This window comes from Pseudomonas sp. Gutcm_11s (genome assembly GCF_028649395.1).
Lineage (GTDB): Bacteria > Pseudomonadota > Gammaproteobacteria > Pseudomonadales > Pseudomonadaceae > Aquipseudomonas.
Genome location: NZ_JAQSUW010000016.1, coordinates 426125 through 449972, shown reverse-complemented (window position 1 = coordinate 449972; position 23848 = coordinate 426125). Strand labels below are relative to the sequence as shown.

Here is a 23848-nt window from a genome sequence, read left to right as displayed (position 1 = left end):
GCCGCAGCCGCCAATGCCAGGCAATAAAATCTCGCCGAATATTGTTTTTCGGCAATAAAAAAACGCCTTTGAGATGCTCACAGCATCCACTGGCGTTTTTTCCTTAACTATTGCCAGCTTTCACCTCGCTCTTTAAGGTGGACCCCATGAACACTGCCCACACCCTCATCCTGCTGCGTCAACACGCCTGCCTACGCCTGGTCAGCCCACGACTGCGTGGCTGAATCCCGCCTCCGACGCACACCCTCGATTTCGCGATTCGCCCGGCCTGCCGCCGACCCAAGGATTACCCCGATGACCATGCTCAAGAACCCTTCGAAGAAGTACCGCCCGTTCACCCAGGTGCAGCTCCCCGACCGCACCTGGCCCGACCAGATCATCGACAAGGCGCCGATCTGGCTGTCCACCGACCTGCGCGACGGCAACCAGTCGCTGATCGAGCCGATGGACGCCGAGAAGAAGATGCGCTTCTTCAAGTGCCTGGTCGCCGTGGGCCTGAAGGAAATCGAAGTGGGCTTCCCGTCCGCCTCGCAGACCGACTTCGACTTCGTCCGCGAGCTGATCGAGGGCGGCCACATCCCTGACGACGTGACCATCCAGGTGCTGACCCAGGCCCGCGAGGACCTGATCACCCGCACCTTCGAGTCGCTCAAGGGCGCCAAGAAGGCCATCGTCCACTACTACAACGCCACCGCGCCGAGCTTCCGCCGCATCGTCTTCAACCAGGACAAGGCCGGTGTGGTCGAGATCGCCACCAGCGCCGCGCGGATCATCAAGCGCCTGGCCGCCGCCCAGCCGGAAACCCAGTGGGGCTTCGAGTACTCGCCGGAAGTGTTCAGCTCCACCGAAATCGACTTCGCCGTCGAGGTGTGCAACGCGGTGATCGGCGTATTCGAGCCGACCCCGGCGCAGAAGCTGATCCTCAACCTGCCGGCCACCATCGAGTGCGCCACGCCGAACAACTACGCCGACCAGATCGAGTGGTTCGGCCGCCACGTCGCCCGCCGTGACAGCGTGCTGATCAGCGTGCACACCCACAACGACCGTGGCACCGGCGTAGCCGCCTCGGAACTGGCCGTGATGGCCGGTGCCGACCGCGTGGAAGGCTGCCTGTTCGGCAACGGCGAGCGTACCGGCAACGTCTGCCTGGTGACCCTGGCTCTCAACCTCTACACCCAGGGCGTCGACCCCGAGCTGGACTTCTCCGACATCGATGCCGTGCGCAAGGTGGTGGAAGAGTGCAACCAGCTGCCGGTGCACCCGCGTCATCCGTACGTCGGCGATCTGGTGCACACCGCCTTCTCCGGCTCGCACCAGGACGCGATCCGCAAGGGCTTCGCCCAGCAGGACCCGGAAGGCGTCTGGGAAGTGCCGTACCTGCCGATCGACCCGGCCGACATCGGCCGCGACTATGAAGCCGTGATCCGCGTCAACAGCCAGTCCGGCAAGGGCGGCATCACCTTCCTGCTCGAGCAGGAATACGGCATCAGCCTGCCGCGCCGCATGCAGATCGAGTTCAGCCAGGTGGTACAGCGCGAGACCGACCGCCTCGGCCTGGAGATGACCGCCCAGCAGATCTACGGCCTGCTGCAGAGCGAGTACCTGCAGGCCGACAGCCCGTATGTGCTCAAGGGCCATCGCCTGCAGGAAGAGAACGGCATCTGCACCGTCGACGTCGATGTCACCCATAACGGCGAAGTGCGCCGCAAGCACGGCACCGGCAAGGGCCCGCTGGAGGCGCTGGTCGCCGCCCTGCCGCAGAACATCGAGATCATGGACTACCACGAGCACGCCATCAGCGCCGGCACCAATGCCCAGGCCGTGGCCTATATCGAGGTACGCCTGAACGGTGGCCGCCCGCTGCACGGCATCGGCATCGACGAGAACCTGACCACCGCGACCTTCCGCGCCCTGTTCAGTGCGCTCAACCGCGCCCTGGAGCAGGCCGAGGCCCAGGCCGCCTGATCGCTTAGCCGTGAATGAAAACGCCGGGCACTGCCCGGCGTTTTCGTTTCTGCCCACGCGACAGTCCCAGTTCCGCACCTCTGGGCATGCATCCGGCAGTATTGGGCAAGCTGCCTGTCACACCCGCGCTCTACTCTCTCCTGCGTTTACTGATCCGCTTCGGGAGAACTCCATGAGCAAGACCCTCGCCTTCGCCGCCCAGGCGCCACATACCCCGCTGGCCCCGGTGGAAATCCAGCGCCGCGCCGTCGGCCCGGACGATGTAGCCATCGACATTCTCTACTGCGGCGTCTGCCACTCCGATCTGCACACCGCGCGCAACGAGTGGAACAACACCCTCTACCCCTCGGTGCCGGGCCACGAGATCGTCGGCAAGGTCACGGCCGTCGGTAGCAACGTCACCAAATTCAAGGTCGGCGACGTTGCCGGCGTCGGCTGCATGGTCGACAGCTGCCGGCATTGCGCCTCCTGCGGCGAGAGCCTGGAGCAGTACTGCGAGAGCGGCTTCACCGGCACCTACAACGGTCCGGTGTTCGGCGGCGAGAACACCTTTGGTGGCTATTCCCAGCACATCGTGGTCGACCAACGCTTCGTCCTGCGCATCAGCCATACCGACAGCGCCCAGCTGGCCGCCGTAGCACCGCTGCTGTGCGCCGGCATCACTACCTATTCGCCGCTGCGCCAGTGGAATGTCGGCCCGGGGCAGAAGGTCGGCATCGTCGGCCTGGGTGGGCTCGGCCACATGGGCGTGAAGATCGCCGCAGCCATGGGCGCCCGCGTGGTGCTGTTCACCACCTCGCCGAACAAGCGCGAGGACGCCCTGCGCCTGGGCGCCAGCGAAGTGGTGGTGTCGAAGAATGCCGAGGAAATGGCCGCCCATGCCGGCAGCTTCGACTTCATCCTCAACACCGTGGCCGCACCGCACGACCTCAACCCCTTCCTCAACCTGCTCAAGCGCGACGCCACCCTGTGCCTGGTCGGCGCGCCGGACTCGCCGCACCCGCCGGCGGATGTGTTCGGGCTGATTTTCAAGCGCCGCCGCATCGCCGGCTCGCTGATCGGCGGCATCGCCGAGACCCAGGAGATGCTCGACTTCTGCGCCGCGCACAACATCGTCTCGGACATCGAGATGATCCCCATGCAGTCGATCAACCAGGCCTACGAGCGCATGCTCAAGAGCGATGTGAAGTACCGCTTCGTGATCGATATGGCCAAGCTCGGCCAATAACCTCACGCGCATGGAAAAGCCCGCCGATTGGCGGGCTTTTTTCTGGCCACTCAGACCAGCAGCAGGCCGATGGGGATCAACACCACTATCACGGCGACCAGGAACAGCAGCGAGATGCCAAAGGCCCGCCAGTTGGACAGGAACGGGCCACCGTGCCCCGCCACCGCATCGCCGAACAGGTTCTTGGCGTAGTAGTGCATGGTGAAGACCTGCGCGACAGTCATGCCGACGCCGCCAGCGCCCTCCGGCAGCCAGTAACCGACCAGCATGAACGCCACGAAGATACCGAGGCCCATGCCCCAGGCGCTGCGCACCTGCTCGCCGCGGCCAAAGGCGCGCAGGTTGTGGGCGATGATGAAGGCACCGGCCAGCGGCGTACCGAAGAAGGTCGCGATACCGACGGCGCTCATCCGGTAGAGCGCGCCGACGACGAGGTTCTCGCCGGCGAGCAACTCGGCATCGGGCGCGCGATAGGGATTGTCGTGATTGGCTTCCATGCGCATAGCTCCGGATCAGTGGGGGTCGAGGTAGAACGTATCGGCGTCCAGGTTGGCCGGGAAGCGCTGCCGATAGGCCGCCAGTTCGCAGGCCGACAGGCGCACGCGGAACACGCCGGCGGCATCGCCTGGTGCCAGCAGGGCTTCGCCCTGGAAGTCCAGCACCTGGCTGTCGCCACTGTAGGGATGGCCATTGCCGTCGCTGCCGATGCGGTTCACCGCGGCCACGTAGCACAGGTTCTCGATGGCCCGCGCCGGCAGCAGGCGGTTCCAGTGGTGGCGGCGCGAGCCCGGCCAGTTGGCGGTATAGAGCAGCAGATCAGTGTTCTGCGGGTCGCGGCTCCACACCGGGAAGCGCAGGTCGTAGCAGATCAGCGGACGCACCTGCCAACCCTTCACTTCCAGCAGTACCTGCTCCTCGCCGGCGCTGTAGTGCTTGTGCTCGCCGGCCATGCGGAACAGGTGACGCTTGTCGTAGTGGGCAAGCGAACCATCCGGGCGCGCCCACAGCAGGCGATTGCGGTAGCTGCCATCGGCGGCCTGGATGATCAGGCTGCCGGTGACTACCGCACCGATACGTTGGGCCTGCTCGCGCAGCCAGACCGTGGTCGGGCCATTCTCGGGCTCGGCCAGCTCGGCCGAGTGCATGGAGAAGCCGGTGCTGAACATTTCCGGCAGCACCACTAGGTCGGCGCCACGCGCCTGTTCCAGTAGCGGCTCGAAGCGCGCGCGGTTGGCAGCAGCGTCGTGCCAGTCCAGCTCGCTCTGGATCAGCGCCAGTTCGAGGTCGGGCAGCTGGCTCAAATCGCGCATAGTTTTTCCGCTGCCAGGCGCAGCGTCTCCTCGCGTTTGGCGAAGCAGAAGCGCACCAGGCGCATCTCGCTCGGGGCCTGCTGGTAGAACACCGACACCGGGATCGCCGCCACGCCGTGCTCGCGGGTCAGCCATTCGGCCATGGCCACGTCGTCCAGGTCCGGGCGGATCGCCGAGTAGTCGGCCAGCTGGAAGTAGGTGCCGGGCGCACGGGTAAAGCGGAAGCGCGAATCGGCCAGCAGATCGCAGAACAGGTCGCGCTTGGCCTGGTAGAAGGCCGGCAGCTCCTCGACGTGCTCGGGATTGGATGCCATGAAATCAGCCAGGGCGTGCTGCAGGGGGGTCACGCCGCAGAAGTTCACGTACTGGTGGATCTTGCGCAGCTCGGCGGTCAACGCCGGCGGCGCCACCACGTAGCCGGTCTTCCAGCCGGTGACGTGGTAGGTCTTGCCGAACGAGCTGACAACGAAGGCCCGCGTGTACAGCTCCTCGTGGGCCAGCACGCTGGCGTGGCGGGCGCCATCGAAGATCAGGTGCTCGTAGACCTCGTCGCTGATGATGTGGATATCGCGGCCGCGGATCAGCGCCGCCAGTTGGTCGAGGTCGGCCCGGCTAAGCAGCGCGCCACTGGGGTTGTGCGGCGAGTTGATGAAGATCAGGCGGGTACGTTCGGTGATGGTGTCAGCCAGGCGCTGCCAGTCCACGGCGAAGTCCGGCAGGGCCAGCGGCACATGCACGCAGCGGCCGCCGGCCAGCTCCACCGAGGGCTCGTAGCTGTCGTAGCAGGGGTCGAGGACGATGGCTTCGTCGCCCGGATGGATCAGCGCCTGCACCGCGCAGAAGATCGCTTCGGTAGCGCCGGGGGTGATGGTGATCTCGCTGTCGGCATCGCGCTGCACGCCGTAGCTGCGCGCGATCTTGGCCGCCACCTGCTGGCGCAGGCTCGGTAGGCCGGTCATCGGCGAGTACTGGTTGCGCCCCTCCAGCACATGGCGGGCCACGGCCTCACGCAGGGCCTGCGGGCCGTCGAAGTCGGGGAACCCCTGGGACAGGTTGATGGCGCCGACTTCCGCGGCGAGCTGGGACATGCGGGTGAAGATGGTGGTGCCGACATTGGGCAGCTTGCTGGCGAGCATCGGGACTTCCTGCTGGCATGGTGCGAGCCGCGAGGATAGCCGATGGCCCGCTCAGGATGCAGCAGCGGCACCAATGAAAAAGGCGCAGGTGCCGAAGCTGCTGCGCCTTTGTCTGGAACGCGCGTGAATCAGCGCTTCTTGTCCTTGCGCTTCTTCTCGGCCTTCTTGTGGTGGCTCATCAGGCGTTTCTTGCGGTTCACCTGGCGCTCGGTGAGCTTGTTCTTCTTGCCCTCGTAGGGGTTCTCGCCGCCTTTGTATTCGATGCGGATCGGCGTACCGACCAGCTTGAGCACGCGGCGGTAGGTGTTTTCCAGGTAGCGTGTGTAGGTCTTCGGTACCGAATCCACCTGGTTGCCGTGGATCACGATCAGCGGCGGGTTGGCACCACCGAGGTGGGCATAGCGCAGCTTGATGCGGCGGCCGTTGACGGTCGGCGGCTGGTGCTCCTGCACGCAGTCCTCGAGGATCTGCGTCAGGCGGTTGGTCGGCCAGCGGGTGACGGCAGCCTTGAAGGCGGTCTGTACCGACTTGTACAGGTGGCCGACGCCGGTGCCGTGCTTGGCGGAGATGAAGTGGATGTCCGCCCAGTCGACGAACATCAACCGGCGCTCCAGCTCGGTCTTTACGTAGTCCTTCTCGCCCTGCTCCATGCCGTCCCATTTGTTAAGGGCGATGACTAGCGCGCGGCCGGTCTCCAGCACGAAGCCGAGCAGGTTGAGGTCGTGTTCGACCACGCCCTCGCGGGCGTCCATCACGAAGACCACCACGTTGGCGTCCTGGATGGCCTGCAGGGTCTTGACCACCGAGAACTTCTCGACGGCCTCGAAGATCTTGCCGCGGCGGCGCACGCCGGCGGTGTCGATCAGGGTGTACTTCTCTTCATCGCGCTCGAACGGGATGTAGATGCTGTCGCGGGTGGTGCCGGCCTGGTCATAGACGATGACCCGCTCTTCGCCGAGCATGCGGTTGACCAGGGTCGACTTGCCGACGTTGGGGCGGCCGATGATGGCGATCTTGATGCCATCCTTCTCGCTCGGGCCAGGGATGCGCTTGGCTTCCTGGCCCTCGGCAACCACTTCTTCGACCTGGGGCTCCGCGCCCTCCTCGCCTTCGACCGGCTCTGGCTCGCCATCGTCACGCGGGAAGATGCCCAGCGCGGCTTCCAGCATCTGGCTGACGCCACGGCCGTGGGCAGCGGCGATCGGCATGGCGTCGCCCAGGCCCAGCGGGCTGAACTCGGCGCGAGCGATGTCCGGGTCGACGGTATCGACCTTGTTGGCGATCAGGAAGCGGCGCTTGTTCCGCTTGCGCAGGTGCTCGGCGATCATCTGGTCGGCAGCGGTCATGCCCGCGCGCGAGTCGACCATGAACAGCACGGCATCGGCTTCCTCGATGGCCTGCAGCGACTGCTCGGCCATCTTCGCATCGATGCCCTCCTCGTCGCCGGAGATGCCGCCGGTATCGATGACGATGTAGGTGCGCCCCTGCCACTTGGCCTCGCCGTACTGGCGATCACGGGTCAGGCCCGCGTATTCGGCCACGATGGCGTCGCGGGTCTTGGTCAGGCGGTTGAACAGCGTCGACTTGCCGACGTTGGGGCGGCCCACCAGGGCGATAACCGGAACCATTGGCTCCTCCTCAAAAACACAAAGGCCGCTGCCGTCGAGCGGCAGCGGCCGGACATTGCAGAACAGCTTAGCGGATGGTCAGACCAACCAGCTTACCGCTGTTGCCGTAGGCGTAGATCCAGTCACCGATCACCAGCGGGCGAACACGCACGCCGTCGCCGTCGATCTTCTCGCGACCGACGAAGTGACCGTCCACCTGGCTCAGCAGGTGCAGGTAGCCCTCGAAGTCACCGACCGCCACGTAGCTGGAGAACACCTCCGGCGCGGACAGCTGGCGGCGCAGCAGGGCATCGTTGTTCCACAGCGCGGAGTTGGAGCGCTCGTCGACGCTCTCCACGGCACCGTTGGCCTGGCTCACGTAGACGTTGCCGAAGCCCTGGGCCAGGCCCACGTAGCTGGAGGCATCACGGTTCCACAGCGGACGGCCGCTCTCGGCGTCGATCGCCGCGACCTTGCCCTGGTAGGAAACCACGTACAGGGTGCCACCGGAGAGCAGCAGGTTGCCGTCGATGTCGACCACGCGCTCCAGCTCGGAACGACCCTGCGGCACGGCCACGCGCTGTTCCCAGACCGGAATGCCGCGGCTGGCGTCCAGCGCCAGGACCTTGCCGGAAGACAGGCCAGCCATTACCAGGCGGTTGGTCATCACTGGGCTACTGGTACCACGCAGGGTCAACACGGCCGGGCTGTTCTCGTAGATCCAGCGCTGGGCGCCAGTCACGGCGTCGAAGCCGATCAGGCGGTCGTCCTGGGTCTGCACTACCACCACGTCACCGTTGGTGGCCGGGGCGGACAGCACTTCGCTGGTAACACGGGCGCGCCACTTCTCTTCGCCAGTGCTGGCGTCGAGGGCAATCACTTCACCTTTCAGGGTGCCGACCAGCACCAGGCCGTAGCCGGCGCCGACACCGCCGGATACCGGCAGGTCGAGATCCACTTCCCAGAACTTGTCGCCGGTCAGGCGATCCACTGCAACCACTTCGCCATCGGCGGCGGCGGCGTACAGGCGGTCGCCATCGGCGGCTGGGGTCAGCAGGTTATACAGCTCACCCTGGCCATCACCGACGGAGACGCTCCACTGCTTGTCCAGGGTCAGTTCTTCCTGGATGTCCGGCAGCTCGTTTGGCGGCAGTTCCTTCTTGCTGTTGCTGCTGCAACCCACGGCCATCACGGCCAGGGCCAGCACGGCGGCATTCTTCCAACGCATCACGTCAGGCATCCCCTTTCGCCAGGTCGTCGAGTTTCATCTGCAGGCCACCAACAGCGGCAGCTTCGTCCAGAGAGTCCTTGGCCTTCTGATAGGCCGCATGGGCCTCGTCGGCACGGCCGAGCTGCACCAGCAGGTCGCCCTTGAGTTCTTCGCGGCTAGCAGCCCAGGCCTTGTCGGTCTTGCCGTCGAGCAGCTTGAGACCTTCTTCGGCCTTGCCTTGCGCGGCCAGGACACGGGCCAGGCGCTGGCGGGCCAGCTCACCGATGGTGCTGTCGGCCGGCTTGTCCACCAGCGGCTTGAGCTCGGCGACCGCGTCGTCCAGCTTGCCGCTGTCCACCGCCAGCTTGGCGATGAACAGGCTGCCGTACTGGGCGTAGGCGCTACCCGGGAACTCGCCCTTCAGCTTGCCAGCCAGTTCGGTGACCTTGCCAGCATCCGGCTGGCCGGTGGGCGTCAGGGAAGTTTCCAGCAGCGCCTGGTACAGAGCGCCACCGCCCTGGGCCTGGTTCTTCTCATAGTGCTGCCAGGCCTGCCAGCCAAACACCAGGGCCAGCGCCAGGGCGCCGCCGGTCAGCAGGGGTTTGCCGTTGCGCTGCCACCAGTCCTTCAGCTGCGCAATCTGTTCTTCTTCGGTCATGCTCACCCCAATAACTCCTTAATTCGCTTTGTTCTCAGGCCTGCAGGCAGGCGGCCAGATGCGCCGGTAGTGCATCCCAGCCAATGGTCTCTTGCTGTGCGTCGTCGCGCAGGGACTTGCAACCTACCACGCGGGCAGCCAGTTCGTCCTCACCCAGAATCAGGGCGAAGCGCGCGCCGCTCTTGTCGGCCTTCTTGAACTGGCTCTTGAAGCTGCCACCGCCGGAATTCACCAGCAGGCGCACGCCAGGGATGGCGTCGCGCAGGCGCTCGGCCAGGCCCAGACCGGCCAGCTCGGCCGCCTCGCCGAAGGCGCACAGATACAGGTCTGCCGGACTGTTCAGCTCTTCCGGCAGCAGCCCCAGGGTTTCCAGCAGCAGGACCAGGCGCTCGACACCCATGGCGAAGCCGACACCCGGGGTCGGCTTGCCGCCGAACTGGGTGATCAGGCCGTCGTAGCGACCGCCGCCACAGACAGTGCCCTGGGAGCCCAGCTTGTCGGTGACCCACTCGAAGGCAGTGCGGCTGTAGTAATCCAGGCCGCGCACCAGCTTCTGGTTGATCTCGTAGCGAATGCCGACCGCGTCCAGGCGAGCCTTGAGGCCCTCGAAGTGCGCAACGGACTCGGCATCCAGGTAATCGTGCAGGCGCGGTGCATCGACCAGCAGCGCTTGGGTCTCGGCGATCTTGCTGTCGAGGATACGCAGCGGGTTGGTCGACATGCGACGCTGACTGTCTTCGTCGAGATGCTCGAAGCGCTCCTGCAGATAAGCCACCAGCGCCTCGCGATAGGCGCCGCGCGCCTCACTGGAGCCCAGGCTGTTGAGCTGCAGGGTCACGGCGTCGGTCAGGCCGAGCTTCTGCCACAGGCGTGCGGTGAGCACGATCAGCTCGGCATCGACGTCTGGGCCGGGCAGGTTGAAAACCTCCACGCCGATCTGGTGGAACTGGCGATAACGGCCCTTCTGCGGCTTCTCGTAGCGGAACATCGGGCCCGCGTACCAGAGTTTCTGCACCTGGCCGCCGCCGGTCATGCCGTGCTCGAGCACGGCGCGCACACAGCCCGCAGTACCTTCCGGACGCAGAGTCAGGGACTCCTCGTTACGGTCGAGGAAGGTGTACATCTCCTTGTCGACCACGTCGGTGCCCTCGCCGATACCGCGGGCGAACAGCTCGGTGTATTCGACGATGGGCAGGCGGATTTCCTTGTAGCCGTAGCCGTCAAGCAGGCTGACCAGGGTACTTTCCAGGTAGCGCCAGGCTGGCGTTTGCTCCGGCAGGATGTCGTTCATGCCACGAATGGCTTGCAGGGACTTGCTCACGAATATTCCTTGTCAGCCGCGGGCGATCACGGCCGCTTCGGCCTCGACCTTCTCGGCCGCCTTGCGGCGGATGAGCTTCTCCAGCTCGTCCACCAGATTGTCGTTGGTCAGCTTCGAGGCAGGTGCGCCGTCGATGTAGACCAGATTGTTGGGGGTGCCGCCAGTGAGGCCGATATGCGCCTCCTTGGCCTCACCCGGGCCATTGACCACGCAGCCGATCACGGCGACGTCGAGCGGCACCAGCAGGTCTTCGACCCGCGCCTCCAGCTCGTTCATGGTCTTGACCACATCGAAGTTCTGCCGCGAGCAGCTCGGGCAGGCGATGAAGTTGATGCCGCGCGAGCGCAGACGCAGAGACTTGAGGATGTCGAAACCGACCTTGATCTCCTCCACCGGATCGGCGGCCAGGGAGATGCGGATGGTGTCGCCGATACCATCGGCCAGCAGCATGCCCAGGCCGACCGCCGACTTGACGGTGCCCGAACGCAGGCCACCGGCCTCGGTGATACCAAGGTGCAGCGGCTGCTCGATCTGCTTGGCCAGCAGGCGGTAGGCCTCGACGGCCATGAACACGTCGGAGGCCTTCACGCTGACCTTGAAGTCGGGGAAGTTCAGACGGTCCAGATGCTCGACATGGCGCAGTGCGGACTCGACCAGCGCCTCGGGCGTCGGCTCACCGTATTTCTTCTGCAGGTCCTTCTCCAGCGAACCGGCGTTGACGCCGATGCGGATCGGGATGCCCTTGTCGCGCGCAGCCTCGACCACGGCCTTGACCCGGTCTTCGCGACCGATATTGCCCGGATTGATACGCAGGCAATCGACGCCCAGCTCGGCCACGCGCAGGGCGATCTGGTAGTCGAAGTGAATGTCTGCAACCAGCGGCAGGTTGACCAGACGCTTGATCTGGCCGAAGGCCTCAGCGGCCTCCATGGACGGTACCGAGACGCGCACGATATCGGCGCCGGCGGCTTCGAGGCGCTGGATCTGGTCGACGGTAGCGGCCACATCACAGGTCTCGGTGTTGGTCATGCTCTGCACGGCGATCGGCGCATCGCCGCCGACCGGAACCGAGCCGACCCAGATCTTGCGGGACAGGCGACGCTTGATGGGGGATTCGCAATGCATGTTCTGGCTCACTGCCCCAGTTTGAGGCGGGCGGTCTCACCGTGGGTGGAAGAAGCGACATCGACCGGCTGGCCATTGACCAGCACCACGGCACCGCGGGCGTAGCCCAGGCGCAGCTCCAGCGGAGCCTTGCCAACCAGTTCGACACTGTCACCACGGCGCTTGAGGGCGCTGAGCAGCACCTTGCCGTTGGCATCGGTCAGTTGGGTCCAGCAGTCGGCGGTGAACTGCAGATTGACCAGCGCCTCTCCCGCGGCGGGCGCCAGCGGAGTGGAAGCGACCGGTGCAGCCGGGGCGATGGTTTCCGCGGCAGGGGCGGCAGGCGGGACCGCCGGCGCAGTGGCTGGCGCGGGGCTGACCACAGGGGCCGCCGGGGCGACGGGTACTACGGTTTCGCTGGCAACGGGAGCCTGAGGAGCCTCGGCCTGCGGCGCACGCTCAACAGCGGAACCAGCCTCTTCGGGCTGCTGCGCCGGATCGGCCATCGGCGGCATTTCTTCGAGCGTCGCCTCGGCCTGAGCTTCGGCTACGGCCTGATCTTCCGGCTCGGCCAGGGGGTGAATCTCGGTGGTGCCATCAGCGCCCTCGACCTCGACGTGCTCGATACCGGCACCAGCCGTCTCGACACCCAGGCGCTGGCTCTGGCCTTGCCACCAGATGAAGCCGACACCACCCAGCGCGACCAGGGCAACCACGCTGAAGAGCTTCACCAGACTTTGCGATACCCGAGCTGGCTCCTCGATGCGGGCCAAGCTGGAAACGCTACTGCCGCTCGCGTCGGTACCGGTGTACTGGTCGAACTCGGTGACCAGTTGATCCGGGTCCATCGCCATCAGCTTGGCGTAGGCACGCACGTAGCCACGGGCAAAGGTGTGCCCCGGCAACTGATCGAATGCGCCTGCCTCAAGATTGCGCAGTGCCTGCGCCGTCAGGTTGAGCTGCACGGCCACATCGCTGAGCGCCAGGTTCTTGCTTTCGCGTACCTTGCGCAGCGTCTCTCCGGGGTTGGCCCGGTGCGCGGCTACAACTTCAGGATGCGAGGCTTTCATCACTGCTCCGACAGGTATTGCTGGTATTCCGGGGTACCCGGATAGAGGCGTTTCATCTGCAAGCCGAGGCTGGCAGCCTGGTCGCGGTCTTCGAAGATCTTGGAGAGGCGAATGCCCAGCAGCAGGCTCTGCGGAGTCTGCTTGGCATGTTTGCCATATTCCACGTAATAGCTACGGGCAGGCACATACTGCCCGCTATCGAATGACAGCTGCGCCATCTGCAGGAGCGCAATGGGGCGATTGCTGTTCATGCGCAGGGCCCGCTCGAAATAGGCCTTGGCCTGGTCGCGCTTCCCCATCTGCAGCGAGGTCAGCCCAAGGTTCTCGAATACTCTGGAGCGCTCAGGGTAGAGAGTGTCCTGAGACGCGACAGTGAACTGCTCCATGGCATCTGCGTAGCGTTTCTGCTCGTAGAGGAAGCCACCATAGTTGTTGTGCAGGCGAGCCTCGCCCCGGCTAAGAGAAATAGCCTTCTTATAGTGCTGGTCGGCGAGCCCCGGCTCCATCTCCTGCTGGAATACCAAGGCCAGCATCGCATGCGCATCAGAACTGGACGAATCCAGCTCAAGCGCCTTTTTCAGGGGCTCCTTGGCCTTCTCCGTGGCGCCTTGCTGAAGGTGCCCAAGCGCGAGCTGGATATAGGCATCACGCGCCGCATCTCGCCCTTTGTCCGTGCTTAGCGGATCGACCGACCCACCGATTCTCACACACCCTGCCAACAGGCAGACAAGAGACAGATAGAGCGCAGCGCGCAAGGTCATGGAGTTCCTCCCCTTCAGTTTCGGTTGGCAGCATCGCGAGGCTCTGCGGCCTCGCTGCCCAGCTGACGTACGGCGATATAACGCTCGCTGCGCCGGGTGCGGTCTTGCACCTGGCCGACCAGTTGCCCGCAGGCAGCGTCGATGTCGTCGCCACGCGTGGTGCGGACGGTGACGTTGAAGCCGGCCTTGTGCAGCAGGTCCTGGAAGCGACGGATGGCGTTGTTGCTCGGCCGTTCGTAACCGGAGAAGGGGAAGGGATTAAACGGAATCAGATTGATCTTGCAAGGAAAATCCTTGAGAAGTGCGATCATCTGCGCAGCGTGTTCCGGCTGGTCGTTGACGTCCTTGAGCAGGGTGTACTCGACGGTCAGGAAGCGCTTCTCGCCCAGACCCTCGATGTAGCGACGGCACGCCGCCAGCAGCACTTCCAGCGGATACTTCTTGTTGAGCGGCACCAACTGGTTGCGCAGCTCGTCGTTCGGTGCGTGCAGCGACAGGGCCAGGGACACGTCGGTGACGGTCGCCAGCTTATCGATCATGGGCACCACGCCAGAGGTGGACAGGGTCACCTTGCGCTTGGAAATGCCGTAGCCCAGGTCGTCCATCATGATCTGCATGGCCGGTACGACATTGTCGAAATTCAGCAGGGGCTCGCCCATGCCCATCATCACCACGTTGGTGATGGCTCGATCGATCTTGGCCGGAACGGTGCCGAAGGACTTATTGGCGATCCACACCTGGCCGATGATCTCTGCGGCAGTCAGGTCGCTGTTGAAGCCCTGTTTGCCGGTGGAACAGAAACTGCAATCCAGCGCACAGCCAGCCTGGGACGACACACAGAGGGTGCCACGGCCGCCTTGCGGGATGTACACGGTCTCGACGCAACTGCCGGACGCCACGCGAACCACCCACTTGCGGGTGCCGTCGCTGGAGATGTCCTGGCTGACGATCTCGGGACCGCAAATCTCGGCGCAGGCGCTGAGCTTTTCGCGCAGGGCCTTGCCGAGATTGCTCATGGCGTCGAAATTCTCGACGCCAAAATGGTGAATCCACTTCATGACCTGACCGGCACGGAAACGCTTTTCCCCGATGCTCTCGAAGAAGCTTTCCATCTCGGGCTGGGTCAGCCCCAGCAGGTTGGTCTTGGCTACATCAGTCATGGATTCACCCTCGCTGGTTCGCACTTAGCGAATGCGAGCGCACACCTCGGTGGCGGCGAAGAAGTACGCGATTTCGCGAGCGGCGGAAGCCTCGGAATCGGAACCGTGTACGGCGTTCTCGTCGATGGAAACGGCGAAGTCGGCGCGGATAGTGCCGGCAGCAGCTTCTTTCGGGTTGGTGGCGCCCATCAGCTCACGGTTCTTCAGGACGGCGTCTTCGCCTTCCAGAACCTGGACGATGACTGGACCGGAGGTCATGAAGGCAACCAGGTCCTTGAAGAAGCCGCGCTCGCTGTGCTCGGCGTAGAAGCCAGCAGCTTCGCGCTCGGACAGCTGAACCATTTTGGAAGCGACGACGCGCAGGCCGGCCTTCTCGAAACGGGTGGTGATTTCACCGATGACGTTCTTGGCAACGGCATCCGGCTTGATGATGGAGAAAGTACGTTGAACAGCCATTTGAAGCTCCAGAGTTAAAGCGAAAAATTAAACCCGCGAATTATACGCGGGTTAGAGGGAAATGCGTAGGGCGGCGCCCCGAGGGCGCCGCCACTCAGTCGAGTTCGTCGATCCAGGCCGCCTGAATGGCCTCCAGCACCTTCTCACCGCCACGCTGCGGATCGTCGGCGAAATCCGGCAGAGCCAGCACCCAGTTGTGCAGATCGACGAAATTGACGTAGCGCGGATCGATATCCGGCTTGCTATCGGCCAGTTCGATGGCAATATCCAGCACATCAGCCCACTTCAGACTCATGACAGCTCCTTGGATCAGTGCGGCGCCTCGGCGGCGTGGTTGAGCGAGTATTTCGGGATTTCCACGGTCAGGTCCTCGGTTCCGACGACCGCCTGGCAAGCCAGGCGCGACTGCGGCTCCAACCCCCAGGCCCGGTCGAGGAAGTCCTCTTCCAGCTCATCAGCCTCTTCCAGCGAGTCGAAACCCTCACGGATGATGCAGTGGCAGGTGGTGCAGGCACAGACACCGCCGCAGGCGCTTTCCATCTCGATGTGGTGTTCGTGGGCCAGCTCGAGAATGGAAGTACCCGGCTCGGCCTCTACAACCATGCCATCAGGACAGAACTTCTCGTGCGGCAGAAAAATGACCTGTGGCATCAGTTATCCTCGATTTCGTTGAGTCGGCGCCCGGACAGGGCAGCCTTGACGGTGGCATCCATCCGCCGGGCAGCAAAGGCGTCGGTGATCTGCGACAGGCGCTTGGTTTGCTGCTCGATGGCCTGGATGTCATCACCAGCAGTCAGGCTACGCAGCTCGTCCATGGCCGAGGAGATGACAACCCTCTCCTCCTCGCTCAGCAGACGCTCACCATCGACCCCCAGCGCCGCTTGCACAGCCTCGATCAGACGCTCGGCATCGACCTGCTGCTCGCGCAACGCGCGGGCCGCCTTGTCGCCACCGGCATTGCTGAACGAGTCCTGCAGCATACGGGTGATCTCACCATCAGTCAGGCCGTAGGACGGCTTGACCTGAATACTGGCCTCCACCCCGGAGCCCAGCTCGCGCGCGGCAACGCTGAGCAGGCCGTCGGCGTCGACCTGGAAGGTCACGCGAATCTTCGCCGCACCAGCGACCATGGGCGGAATGCCACGCAGCTCGAAGCGCGCCAGGGAGCGGCAGTCCTTGACCAGCTCGCGCTCGCCCTGCAGCACCTGGATAGCCATGGCGCTCTGGCCATCTTTATAGGTAGTGAAATCCTGGGCCCGCGCCACCGGGATAGTGGTGTTGCGCGGAATGACCTTCTCCATCAGCCCGCCCATGGTCTCCAGCCCCAGGGACAGCGGAATCACGTCAAGCAGCAACAGCTCCTCGCCATTGCCACGCTGATTGCCAGCCAAAGTGTCGGCCTGGATGGCGGCTCCGATGGCCACCACCTGATCCGGATCGATATCGGTCAGCGGCGCACGCCCGAACAGTTCACCCACCGCCTCGCGCACACGCGGCACGCGGGTGGAACCGCCGACCATGACCACCGCCTCGACCTCTTCGATCTCGATGTTCGCGTCGCGCACCGCACGACGGCAGGCCTTGAGGCTGCGCGCGATCATCGGCTCGATCAGCGCCTGGAACTGCGCACGAGTCAGCTCACCCGACCAGCCGTCATGAGTCAGCGCAACGGCCTCAGCCTCGGTCAGCGCCTCTTTCGCCGCACAGGCAGCCTGCAGCAGGCGGCGCTGGGCAGCCGGATCGAGATCATGGGACAGACCGGCCTGTTCGATGATCCAGCCGGCAATGGCATGGTCGAAATCATCACCACCCAGCGCGCTGTCGCCGCCGGTCGCCAGCACTTCGAACACGCCACGAGTCAGGCGCAGCACGGAAATATCGAAGGTACCGCCACCCAGGTCATAGATGGCCACGACACCCTCGGCGCCCTTGTCCAGGCCGTAAGCCACGGCGGCAGCGGTAGGCTCGTTGAGCAGGCGCAGCACGTTGAGATTGGCCAGGCGCGCCGCATCCTTGGTGGCCTGGCGCTGAGCGTCATCGAAATAGGCCGGCACGGTGATCACCGCCCCGACCAGCTCACCACCCAGCGACGCCTCTGCACGCTCGCGCAGGGCACGGAGAATTTCCGCAGACACCTCTACCGGGCTCTTGGCACCCTGCACCGTTTCGATGAACGGCATGTGCGACTCGCCCACAGCAAAGCGATACGGCAGCTGGTCACCGAGCTGTTTGACGTCCGCGACGCCACGCCCCATCAGGCGCTTGACCGACAATATGGTATTCAGCGGGTCCTGCGCAGCGGCAGCCTTGGCGGATGCGCCCACCTCGACGCGATCGGCGTGATAGCGCACCGCAGACGGCAGGATCACACCGCCCTCGGCATCGACCAGCGGCTCGGACAGACCACTGCGCACGGCAGCGACCAGCGAATTGGTGGTACCCAGGTCGATACCCACCGCCAGACGGCGTTGGTGGGGTTGCGGGCTCTGCCCGGGCTCGGCGATCTGCAGTAGGGCCATGGTGCTCTAGGTATCAGGCGCGCAGCGCGGAGCTGCGCCGGGTTAGTCGTCGAGGCGCTCTTCCAGATCGCGCACTTCGTGAGCCAGCTTGTCGAGGAACTGCATGCGACGCACCAGGCGCTCGGCCTCTTCGCGTCTTGCAGCATCGTTCCAGCAGGCGGAAAAACCTTGGTCCAGCTCATCCTGAGCCGCTTTCAGACGTTTCTTGAAGGTCGCCACGCCAGCCAGGTCGGCGCTGTCATGCAGGTCCTCCAGCTCCTCGCGCCAGCGCATCTGCTGAAGCAGGAACTCGGGATCCTGCACCGTCACTTCCAGCGGCAGCTCGCGACCACCCAGCGCCAGCAGGTAGAGCGCACGACGCGGCGCGCTCTTCAGGGTCTGGTAGGCCTCGTTGAGGCGCGCGGACTGCTCCAGCGCCAGGCGCTGTTCGCGCTCGCCGGCATCGGCGAAGCGATCCGGGTGCACGGCCTTGACCAGCTCGCGATAGCGCGCAGACAGCTGCGCCTGGTCTACACGAAACTCGGGCTGCAGCTCGAACAGGGCGAAATGACAGGGACTACCCACAACCAGCCTCAGACGTTGAAGCTCTCGCCGCAGCCGCATTCGCCGCGCACGTTGGGGTTGTTGAACTTGAAGCCCTCGTTGAGGCCTTCACGGACGAAGTCCAGCTCGGTGCCGTCGATATAGGCCAGGCTCTTCGGATCGATGATCACCTTGACCCCGAAGCTTTCGAACACCTGGTCTTCGGCAGCGACTTCATCGACGAACTCCAGCACATAGGCCAGGCCCGAGCAGCCGGTGGTGCGCACGCCAAGGCGAATGCCCTCGCCCTTGCCGCGCCCGTCGATGGAGCGTTGCACGTGGCGAGCGGCGGATTCAGTCATGGTGATGGCCATAGCGACTCCTCAGGGATCAGAGCAGACCTTTCTTCTGCTTGTAGTCGTGCACGGCAGCCTTGATGGCGTCTTCGGCGAGCACGGAGCAGTGAATCTTCACCGGCGGCAAGGCCAGTTCTTCGGCCAGCTGGGTGTTCTTGATCGACTCGGCCTCGTCCAGGGTCTTGCCCTTCATCCACTCGGTAGCGAGGGAGCTGGAGGCAATGGCCGAACCGCAGCCGTAGGTCTTGAACTTGGCGTCTTCGATAACGCCCTGGTCATTGACCTTGATCTGCAGACGCATCACGTCGCCGCACGCCGGAGCACCGACCATGCCGGTACCGACATTCGGATCCTCGGCATCCATCTTGCCGACGTTGCGCGGGTTTTCGTAATGGTCGATGACCTTTTCACTGTATGCCATGTTGCAAATCCTCTCTCATCAGGTGCCGCTCTACAGGCGACTCAAAAATCAATGTGCCTGCCATTCGACCTTGGAGATGTCGACACCTTCTTTGAACATGTCCCACAGCGGCGAAAGATCACGCAGCTTGTTCACCGCATCGGCCACTTTACTGGCCGCGTAATCGACTTCTTCCTCGGTGGTGAAGCGACCGAAGGTGAAACGGATCGAACTGTGCGCCAACTCGTCGTTGCGGCCCAGGGCGCGCAGCACGTAGGACGGCTCCAGCGACGCGGAGGTACAGGCGGAACCGGAGGAGACCGCCAGGTCCTTGAGCGCCATGATCAGCGACTCGCCTTCGACGTAGTTGAAGCTGAGGTTGAGGTTGTGCGGCACGCGCTGGGTCAGGCTGCCGTTGACGTACAGCTCTTCCATGCCTTCGAGCTGCTTGTAGAAGCGATCACGCAGGGCCAGTACGCGCTGATTTTCCTGCGCCATCTCAACCTTGGCGATGCGGAACGCCTCGCCCATGCCGACGCACTGGTGCGTGGCCAGGGTGCCGGAGCGCATGCCGCGCTCGTGGCCACCGCCATGGGTCTGGGCCTCCAGGCGCACGCGCGGCTTGCGGCGTACGTAAAGGGCGCCGACGCCTTTCGGGCCATAAGTCTTGTGCGCGGAGAAGGACATCAGGTCGACCTTCATCTTCTCCAGATCGATCTCCACCTTGCCGGTGGACTGGGCAGCATCGACATGGAACAGCACGCCGCGGGAGCGAGTCAGCTCACCGATGGCAGTGATGTCGTTGATGGTGCCGATCTCGTTGTTGACGTGCATGACCGACACCAGAATGGTGTCCTCACGCAGCGCGGCCTCGATCATGGCCGGAGTCACCAGACCATCTTCGCCCGGCTCGATGTAGGTCACTTCGAAGCCTTCGCGCTCCAGCTGGCGGGTGGTGTCCAGCACCGCCTTGTGCTCGATCTTCGAGGTGATGATGTGCTTGCCCTTGCTGCCATAGAAGTGCGCGACGCCCTTGATGGCCAAGTTGTCGGACTCGGTGGCACCGGAGGTCCAGACGATCTCGCGCGGGTCGGCATTGACCAGCTCGGCTACTTGGCGACGGGCGTTCTCGACCGCCTCTTCGGCCTTCCAGCCGAACACGTGGGAGCGCGATGCCGGGTTGCCAAAATTGCCATCCACCAGCAGGCACTCACTCATCTTCTGCGCCACGCGCGGGTCAACCGGAGTGGTGGCGGAGTAATCGAGGTAAATCGGCAATCTCATCAGGTATCTCCTATTCAGGCAGGCGCCCTGCTCACTCGATGGCGGACGCTTCGATCTTGTCCAGCTGCGGCATCCTGCCATTGCGGCGACGCTGATCCTGGCGCAGTGCAACTTCCTGCACTTCGCGCCGGGTCACCAGATCAGCCAGGCTGATGCCGCTAAGGAATTCGTGAATCTGCTGACTGAGGTCGCACCACAGATGGTGGGTCAGGCAGGTGTCACCAGAATGGCAATCGCCCATACCCTGGCAACGGGTGGCATCGACCGACTCGTTCACCGCGTCGATCACCTGGGCCACCTGGATCACTCGCATATCGCGCGACAGCTGATAGCCGCCGCCAGGGCCTCGCACGCTGCTAACCAGGTTGCCACGGCGCAACTTGGCGAACAGCTGCTCCAGATAGGACAGGGAAATGCCCTGCCGCTCGGAGATATCCGCCAGCGACACAGGCCCGCTCTGGGCATGCAGCGCCAGATCGAGCATGGCAGTGACGGCGTAGCGACCTTTGGTGGTCAGACGCATGGCATTCGCACCACGAGTGAGCTGAGTTGCCGCAAGTATCGCCTTTTCCGACTATTTAGGTCAACTATAAGACCGATTAAAACAGTCGGATTTAGGCTCAGTGCGGGGCGCGAATGATAGCAGACTATTTAGTAGTCAGGCAGCCGGCTTGTCGCCCTGCTCCTTGCAGACGTCGGCGAAATCCTCATCGCGCAGAGCAGGCAGGTCCTTGGCGCAATAATCGCTACCCAGCTCCTTCAGCGCCGAGCACATCCCTTCCAGCCGCCCATCCACTGCATGCAGATGGTCAAGCAACTGGCCAATGGCGCGCGCCACCGGGTCCGGCATGTCCTGACCGACGCCGTAGGCATCGAAGCCGAGCTTCTCCGCCATGGCCTGGCGCTTGGCCTCCTGCTCGTCATCGCTCTTGACGATGATCCGCCCCGGAATACCGACCACGGTCGCCCCCGGCGGCACTTCCTTGGTCACCACAGCGTTGGAGCCGACCTTGGCGCCAGCACCCACAGTGAACGGCCCGAGCACCTTGGCGCCGGCACCGACCACCACACCATCACCTAGCGTCGGGTGGCGCTTGCCCTTGTTCCAGCTCGTGCCACCCAGGGTCACGCCCTGATAGAGGGTGACGTCATCACCGATCTCGGCCGTCTCGCCAATGACGATGCCCATGCCGTGGTCAATAAAGAAACGGCGACCGATCTTCGCCCCTGGGTGAATCTCGATGCCAGTGAGCCAACGCCCGAAGTTCGACACCAGACGCGCCAGCCACTTCCAGCCACGACCCCACAGAGCATTAGCGACACGATGCAGCCACACGGCGTGCAGCCCCGGATAGCAGGTGACTACCTCGAAGGCATTGCGCGCCGCCGGATCACGATGGAATACGCTCTGGATATCTTCGCGCACACGCTCAAACATCGTCTTTTCTCCGCTTAGGGGACTCGCCGCGCGCCGCTTTCTGGGTCTCGGTCAGAATGCCGCGCAGGATGTTCATTTCCAGCTTGCTCACACCAGCGCGACCATACAGGCGCCGCAGGCGAGACATCAGGTGACGCGGACTGGCAGGGTCAAGAAAACCAATATCGACCAGCGTGCCCTCGAGGTGACCGTAGAACAGCTCGAGCTCATCCGTGGTCACCGGCTGAGTATTGAGCATCGCCGTGGTTTCCAGCTTGTTCATCTTGGTCGGCTGCCCTTCGGCCGCCAGCCAGGCCATACGCACCTCGTAGGCCAGCACCTGCACCGCAGCCGCCAGATTCAGCGAGCTGAAATCCGGATTGGACGGAATATGCACATGGAACTGGCAGCGCTGCAGCTCATCATTGGTCAGGCCGGCGTACTCCCGACCGAACACCAGCGCAACCTCGCCACCCTGCGCCACATGCTGCAGCGAGGTGGTCGCGCATTCGCGCGGGTCCAGCAGCGGCCAGGGAATGCGTCGATCGCGAGCACTGGTACCCAGCGCCACGCTACAACCGATCAGAGCCTCCTCCAGCGTCTTGACCACCACCGCATTATCGAGAATATCGGTAGCACCGGAGGCACGGGCAACCGCCTCACTGCTGGGGAAGTCTTCCGGATCGACCAGCACGAGACGCGACAGGCCCATGTTCTTCATGGCCCGCGCGGCACCGCCGATATTGCCGGGATGACTGGTGTTAACCAGGACGACGCGAATGTTCTGCAGCAACGCCAGCTCCGCTGAAAATGCGAAAAGGGCCATGAATGTTACAGAATGCCCCCGCACAGCGCCATGCACGGAAACAGCCTGGCTGCACAGAAAAAGCTAGTCTGCTAGAATGGCCGGCTTTCCTCTTTAACGACCCCAGGTAACCTTCCATGCAGCCCATGCTGAATATCGCGCTGCGCGCTGCGCGCAGTGCCGGCGAACTGATCATCCGCTCCGTCGAACGCCTGGACGTCATCTCGGTCAACGAGAAGGATGCCCACGACTACGTCAGCGAAGTCGATCGTGCCGCCGAGCAGACCATTATCCAGGCGCTGCAGAAGGCCTACCCGACCCACGGCTTCCTCGGCGAGGAAGGCGGCAGCATCGCCGGCACCGGCGAAGGCGCCGACTACCAGTGGATCATCGACCCGCTGGACGGCACCACCAACTTCCTGCGCGGCGTGCCGCACTTCGCCGTGAGCATCGCCTGCAAATACCGCGGCCGCCTGGAACACGCCGTGGTGCTCGATCCGGTGCGCCAGGAAGAGTTCACCGCCAGCCGCGGCCGTGGCGCCGCCGTCAACGGTCGTCGCATCCGCGTCAGCAACCGCAAGAGCCTGGACGGCGCGCTGCTCGGCACCGGCTTCCCATTCCGCAACGACCAAGTCGACAACCTGGACAACTATCTGGGCATGTTCCGTAGCCTGGTCGGCCAGACCGCCGGCATCCGCCGCGCTGGCGCCGCCAGCCTGGACCTGGCCTACGTCGCCTCCGGCCGCTATGACGCCTTCTGGGAGTTCGGCCTGTCTGAGTGGGACATGGCCGCTGGCGCCCTGCTGATCCAGGAAGCAGGCGGCCTGATCAGCGACTTCAATGGTGGCCACGACTTCCTCGAGAAGGGTCAGATCGTTGCCGGCAACACCAAGTGCTTCAAGGCCGTATTGACTGCCATCCAGCCGCACCTGGCGCCGTCGATGAAGCGCTGATCGCCAGCCAATGAAAAAGCCGCCCAAGGGCGGCTTTTTTGTTTCTGCCAGAATTACTGGGCGGCCTGCGTCAGCACCAGCTGACCTTCCTTGTTGACCGGGATCTGCGAGCCCGGATCACGATCCATGCGGACCTGGCCAACCTTGCCATCCAACTGGTACTTCACGTCGTAGCCAACCAGCTTCTCGCTGGTATCGGTCACGGTGTGGCAGCGAGTCTCGGTAGTGGTGTAGGTATCACGCTCCTGCATGCCCTCCTGCACCTTGTTACCGGCATAGCCACCACCGACGGCACCCGCCACGGTGGCTATCTTCTTGCCGTTGCCGCCACCAATCTGGTTGCCCAGCAGGCCGCCAGCCACGGCGCCGAGCACGGTACCGGCGATCTGATGCTGGTCCTTGACCGGCGCCTGACGAGTCACCGCCACGTCCTTGCAGACCTCACGCGGGGTCTTGATGGTTTCGTTGATCGGCTTTACGGCCAACACCTCGGCGTACTGGGGGCCGCCCACCAGGCTATAGGTGGCAACGGCGCCGCCGGCAGTTACGCCCACCGCACCCAGCACTGCACCTACGATCATTGATTTATTCATGGGGTCCTCCACA

At 64.1% G+C, this 23848-nt stretch carries 26 protein-coding genes; 3 read left to right on the top strand and 23 right to left on the bottom strand.

Annotated features, from left to right (window positions below; genetic code table 11):
- The first annotated feature begins 294 nt into the window (after positions 1-294).
- Both leuA and PTT45_RS18350 read left to right on the top strand, forming a co-directional pair.
- A complete protein-coding gene (gene leuA / locus PTT45_RS18355; protein ID WP_273815234.1) occupies positions 295-1965 on the top strand; it encodes a 2-isopropylmalate synthase in 1671 nt (556 codons plus the stop codon).
- A gap of 172 nt (positions 1966-2137) precedes the next feature.
- Positions 2138-3193 carry an NAD(P)-dependent alcohol dehydrogenase gene (locus PTT45_RS18350; protein ID WP_273815232.1) on the top strand — a complete coding sequence of 352 codons (1056 nt, stop codon included), beginning with the start codon at positions 2138-2140 and terminating at the stop codon, positions 3191-3193.
- Between the two features lie 50 nt (positions 3194-3243).
- Here the strand turns inward: PTT45_RS18350 and PTT45_RS18345 are convergent, their stop codons facing one another.
- The 22 genes from PTT45_RS18345 to trmJ all read right to left on the bottom strand — a co-directional run bounded on the left by PTT45_RS18345 (position 3244) and on the right by trmJ (position 22277).
- Positions 3244-3690 carry a hypothetical protein gene (locus tag PTT45_RS18345; protein ID WP_273815231.1) on the bottom strand — a complete coding sequence of 149 codons (447 nt, stop codon included), beginning with the start codon at positions 3688-3690 and terminating at the stop codon, positions 3244-3246.
- Between the two features lie 15 nt (positions 3691-3705).
- Positions 3706-4503, bottom strand: a complete 798-nt coding sequence (locus PTT45_RS18340; protein WP_273815230.1) for an amidohydrolase — start codon at positions 4501-4503, stop codon at positions 3706-3708.
- Entirely contained in the window at positions 4491-5639 is a 1149-nt protein-coding gene (locus PTT45_RS18335; RefSeq protein ID WP_273815228.1) for a pyridoxal phosphate-dependent aminotransferase, read from the bottom strand. Before PTT45_RS18335 ends, PTT45_RS18340 begins: the two co-directional genes overlap by 13 nt.
- A 128-nt stretch (positions 5640-5767) precedes the next feature.
- Positions 5768-7267: a ribosome biogenesis GTPase Der gene (gene der / locus PTT45_RS18330; RefSeq protein ID WP_273815226.1), complete on the bottom strand. Its 1500-nt coding sequence runs from the start codon at positions 7265-7267 to the stop codon at positions 5768-5770.
- A gap of 67 nt (positions 7268-7334) precedes the next feature.
- Positions 7335-8486, bottom strand: coding sequence for an outer membrane protein assembly factor BamB (gene bamB, locus PTT45_RS18325; RefSeq protein WP_043308680.1), 1152 nt, complete (start codon positions 8484-8486; stop codon positions 7335-7337).
- Positions 8479-9120 carry a YfgM family protein gene (locus PTT45_RS18320; RefSeq protein WP_273815223.1) on the bottom strand — a complete coding sequence of 214 codons (642 nt, stop codon included), beginning with the start codon at positions 9118-9120 and terminating at the stop codon, positions 8479-8481. Before PTT45_RS18320 ends, bamB begins: the two co-directional genes overlap by 8 nt.
- A 28-nt stretch (positions 9121-9148) precedes the next feature.
- The gene (hisS, locus tag PTT45_RS18315; RefSeq protein WP_273815221.1) at positions 9149-10435 is read right to left on the bottom strand and encodes a histidine--tRNA ligase; all 1287 of its coding nucleotides are present in this window, start codon (positions 10433-10435) and stop codon (positions 9149-9151) included.
- Between the two features lie 12 nt (positions 10436-10447).
- Positions 10448-11560 carry a flavodoxin-dependent (E)-4-hydroxy-3-methylbut-2-enyl-diphosphate synthase gene (gene ispG, locus PTT45_RS18310; protein ID WP_273815220.1) on the bottom strand — a complete coding sequence of 371 codons (1113 nt, stop codon included), beginning with the start codon at positions 11558-11560 and terminating at the stop codon, positions 10448-10450.
- An 8-nt stretch (positions 11561-11568) separates the two neighbouring features.
- A complete protein-coding gene (locus tag PTT45_RS18305; protein WP_273815219.1) occupies positions 11569-12609 on the bottom strand; it encodes a RodZ domain-containing protein in 1041 nt (346 codons plus the stop codon).
- Positions 12609-13370 (bottom strand): type IV pilus biogenesis/stability protein PilW, encoded by a 762-nt coding sequence (pilW, locus tag PTT45_RS18300; protein WP_273815217.1) that lies wholly within the window; start codon positions 13368-13370, stop codon positions 12609-12611. The genes PTT45_RS18305 and pilW overlap by 1 nt, the downstream gene beginning before the upstream one ends.
- A 14-nt stretch (positions 13371-13384) precedes the next feature.
- Positions 13385-14530 carry a 23S rRNA (adenine(2503)-C(2))-methyltransferase RlmN gene (gene rlmN, locus PTT45_RS18295; RefSeq protein ID WP_273815215.1) on the bottom strand — a complete coding sequence of 382 codons (1146 nt, stop codon included), beginning with the start codon at positions 14528-14530 and terminating at the stop codon, positions 13385-13387.
- A 24-nt stretch (positions 14531-14554) separates the two neighbouring features.
- A complete protein-coding gene (gene ndk, locus PTT45_RS18290) occupies positions 14555-14986 on the bottom strand; it encodes a nucleoside-diphosphate kinase (protein ID WP_090442892.1) in 432 nt (143 codons plus the stop codon).
- Positions 14987-15080: 94 nt separating this feature from the next.
- Entirely contained in the window at positions 15081-15281 is a 201-nt protein-coding gene (iscX, locus tag PTT45_RS18285; protein ID WP_273815212.1) for a Fe-S cluster assembly protein IscX, read from the bottom strand.
- Between the two features lie 14 nt (positions 15282-15295).
- A complete protein-coding gene (gene fdx / locus PTT45_RS18280; RefSeq protein WP_273815209.1) occupies positions 15296-15637 on the bottom strand; it encodes an ISC system 2Fe-2S type ferredoxin in 342 nt (113 codons plus the stop codon).
- Complete coding sequence (gene hscA / locus PTT45_RS18275) at positions 15637-17505, bottom strand: Fe-S protein assembly chaperone HscA (protein WP_273815208.1); 1869 nt, start codon at positions 17503-17505, stop codon at positions 15637-15639. Before hscA ends, fdx begins: the two co-directional genes overlap by 1 nt.
- Positions 17506-17547: 42 nt before the next feature.
- Positions 17548-18069 carry a co-chaperone HscB gene (gene hscB / locus PTT45_RS18270; protein ID WP_273815207.1) on the bottom strand — a complete coding sequence of 174 codons (522 nt, stop codon included), beginning with the start codon at positions 18067-18069 and terminating at the stop codon, positions 17548-17550.
- Positions 18070-18077: 8 nt separating this feature from the next.
- Positions 18078-18401, bottom strand: coding sequence for an iron-sulfur cluster assembly protein IscA (gene iscA / locus PTT45_RS18265; protein ID WP_192318379.1), 324 nt, complete (start codon positions 18399-18401; stop codon positions 18078-18080).
- A gap of 16 nt (positions 18402-18417) precedes the next feature.
- A complete protein-coding gene (iscU, locus tag PTT45_RS18260; RefSeq protein ID WP_273815204.1) occupies positions 18418-18804 on the bottom strand; it encodes a Fe-S cluster assembly scaffold IscU in 387 nt (128 codons plus the stop codon).
- A gap of 48 nt (positions 18805-18852) precedes the next feature.
- Positions 18853-20067, bottom strand: a complete 1215-nt coding sequence (locus PTT45_RS18255) for an IscS subfamily cysteine desulfurase (RefSeq protein WP_273815202.1) — start codon at positions 20065-20067, stop codon at positions 18853-18855.
- Between the two features lie 31 nt (positions 20068-20098).
- Positions 20099-20590: a Fe-S cluster assembly transcriptional regulator IscR gene (gene iscR, locus PTT45_RS18250; RefSeq protein WP_273815200.1), complete on the bottom strand. Its 492-nt coding sequence runs from the start codon at positions 20588-20590 to the stop codon at positions 20099-20101.
- A gap of 135 nt (positions 20591-20725) precedes the next feature.
- Positions 20726-21505 (bottom strand): serine O-acetyltransferase, encoded by a 780-nt coding sequence (cysE, locus tag PTT45_RS18245; RefSeq protein ID WP_273815198.1) that lies wholly within the window; start codon positions 21503-21505, stop codon positions 20726-20728.
- Positions 21498-22277 (bottom strand): tRNA (cytosine(32)/uridine(32)-2'-O)-methyltransferase TrmJ, encoded by a 780-nt coding sequence (gene trmJ, locus PTT45_RS18240; RefSeq protein WP_273815197.1) that lies wholly within the window; start codon positions 22275-22277, stop codon positions 21498-21500. Before trmJ ends, cysE begins: the two co-directional genes overlap by 8 nt.
- Positions 22278-22426: 149 nt before the next feature.
- Between trmJ and suhB the strand changes: the two genes are divergently transcribed.
- The gene (gene suhB, locus PTT45_RS18235) at positions 22427-23242 is read left to right on the top strand and encodes a type III secretion system regulator SuhB (protein WP_273815196.1); all 816 of its coding nucleotides are present in this window, start codon (positions 22427-22429) and stop codon (positions 23240-23242) included.
- Between the two features lie 53 nt (positions 23243-23295).
- Here suhB and PTT45_RS18230 read toward each other — a convergent pair whose 3' ends face one another.
- A complete protein-coding gene (locus PTT45_RS18230; protein ID WP_273815194.1) occupies positions 23296-23835 on the bottom strand; it encodes a glycine zipper 2TM domain-containing protein in 540 nt (179 codons plus the stop codon).
- Between the last annotated feature and the right edge of the window lie 13 nt (positions 23836-23848).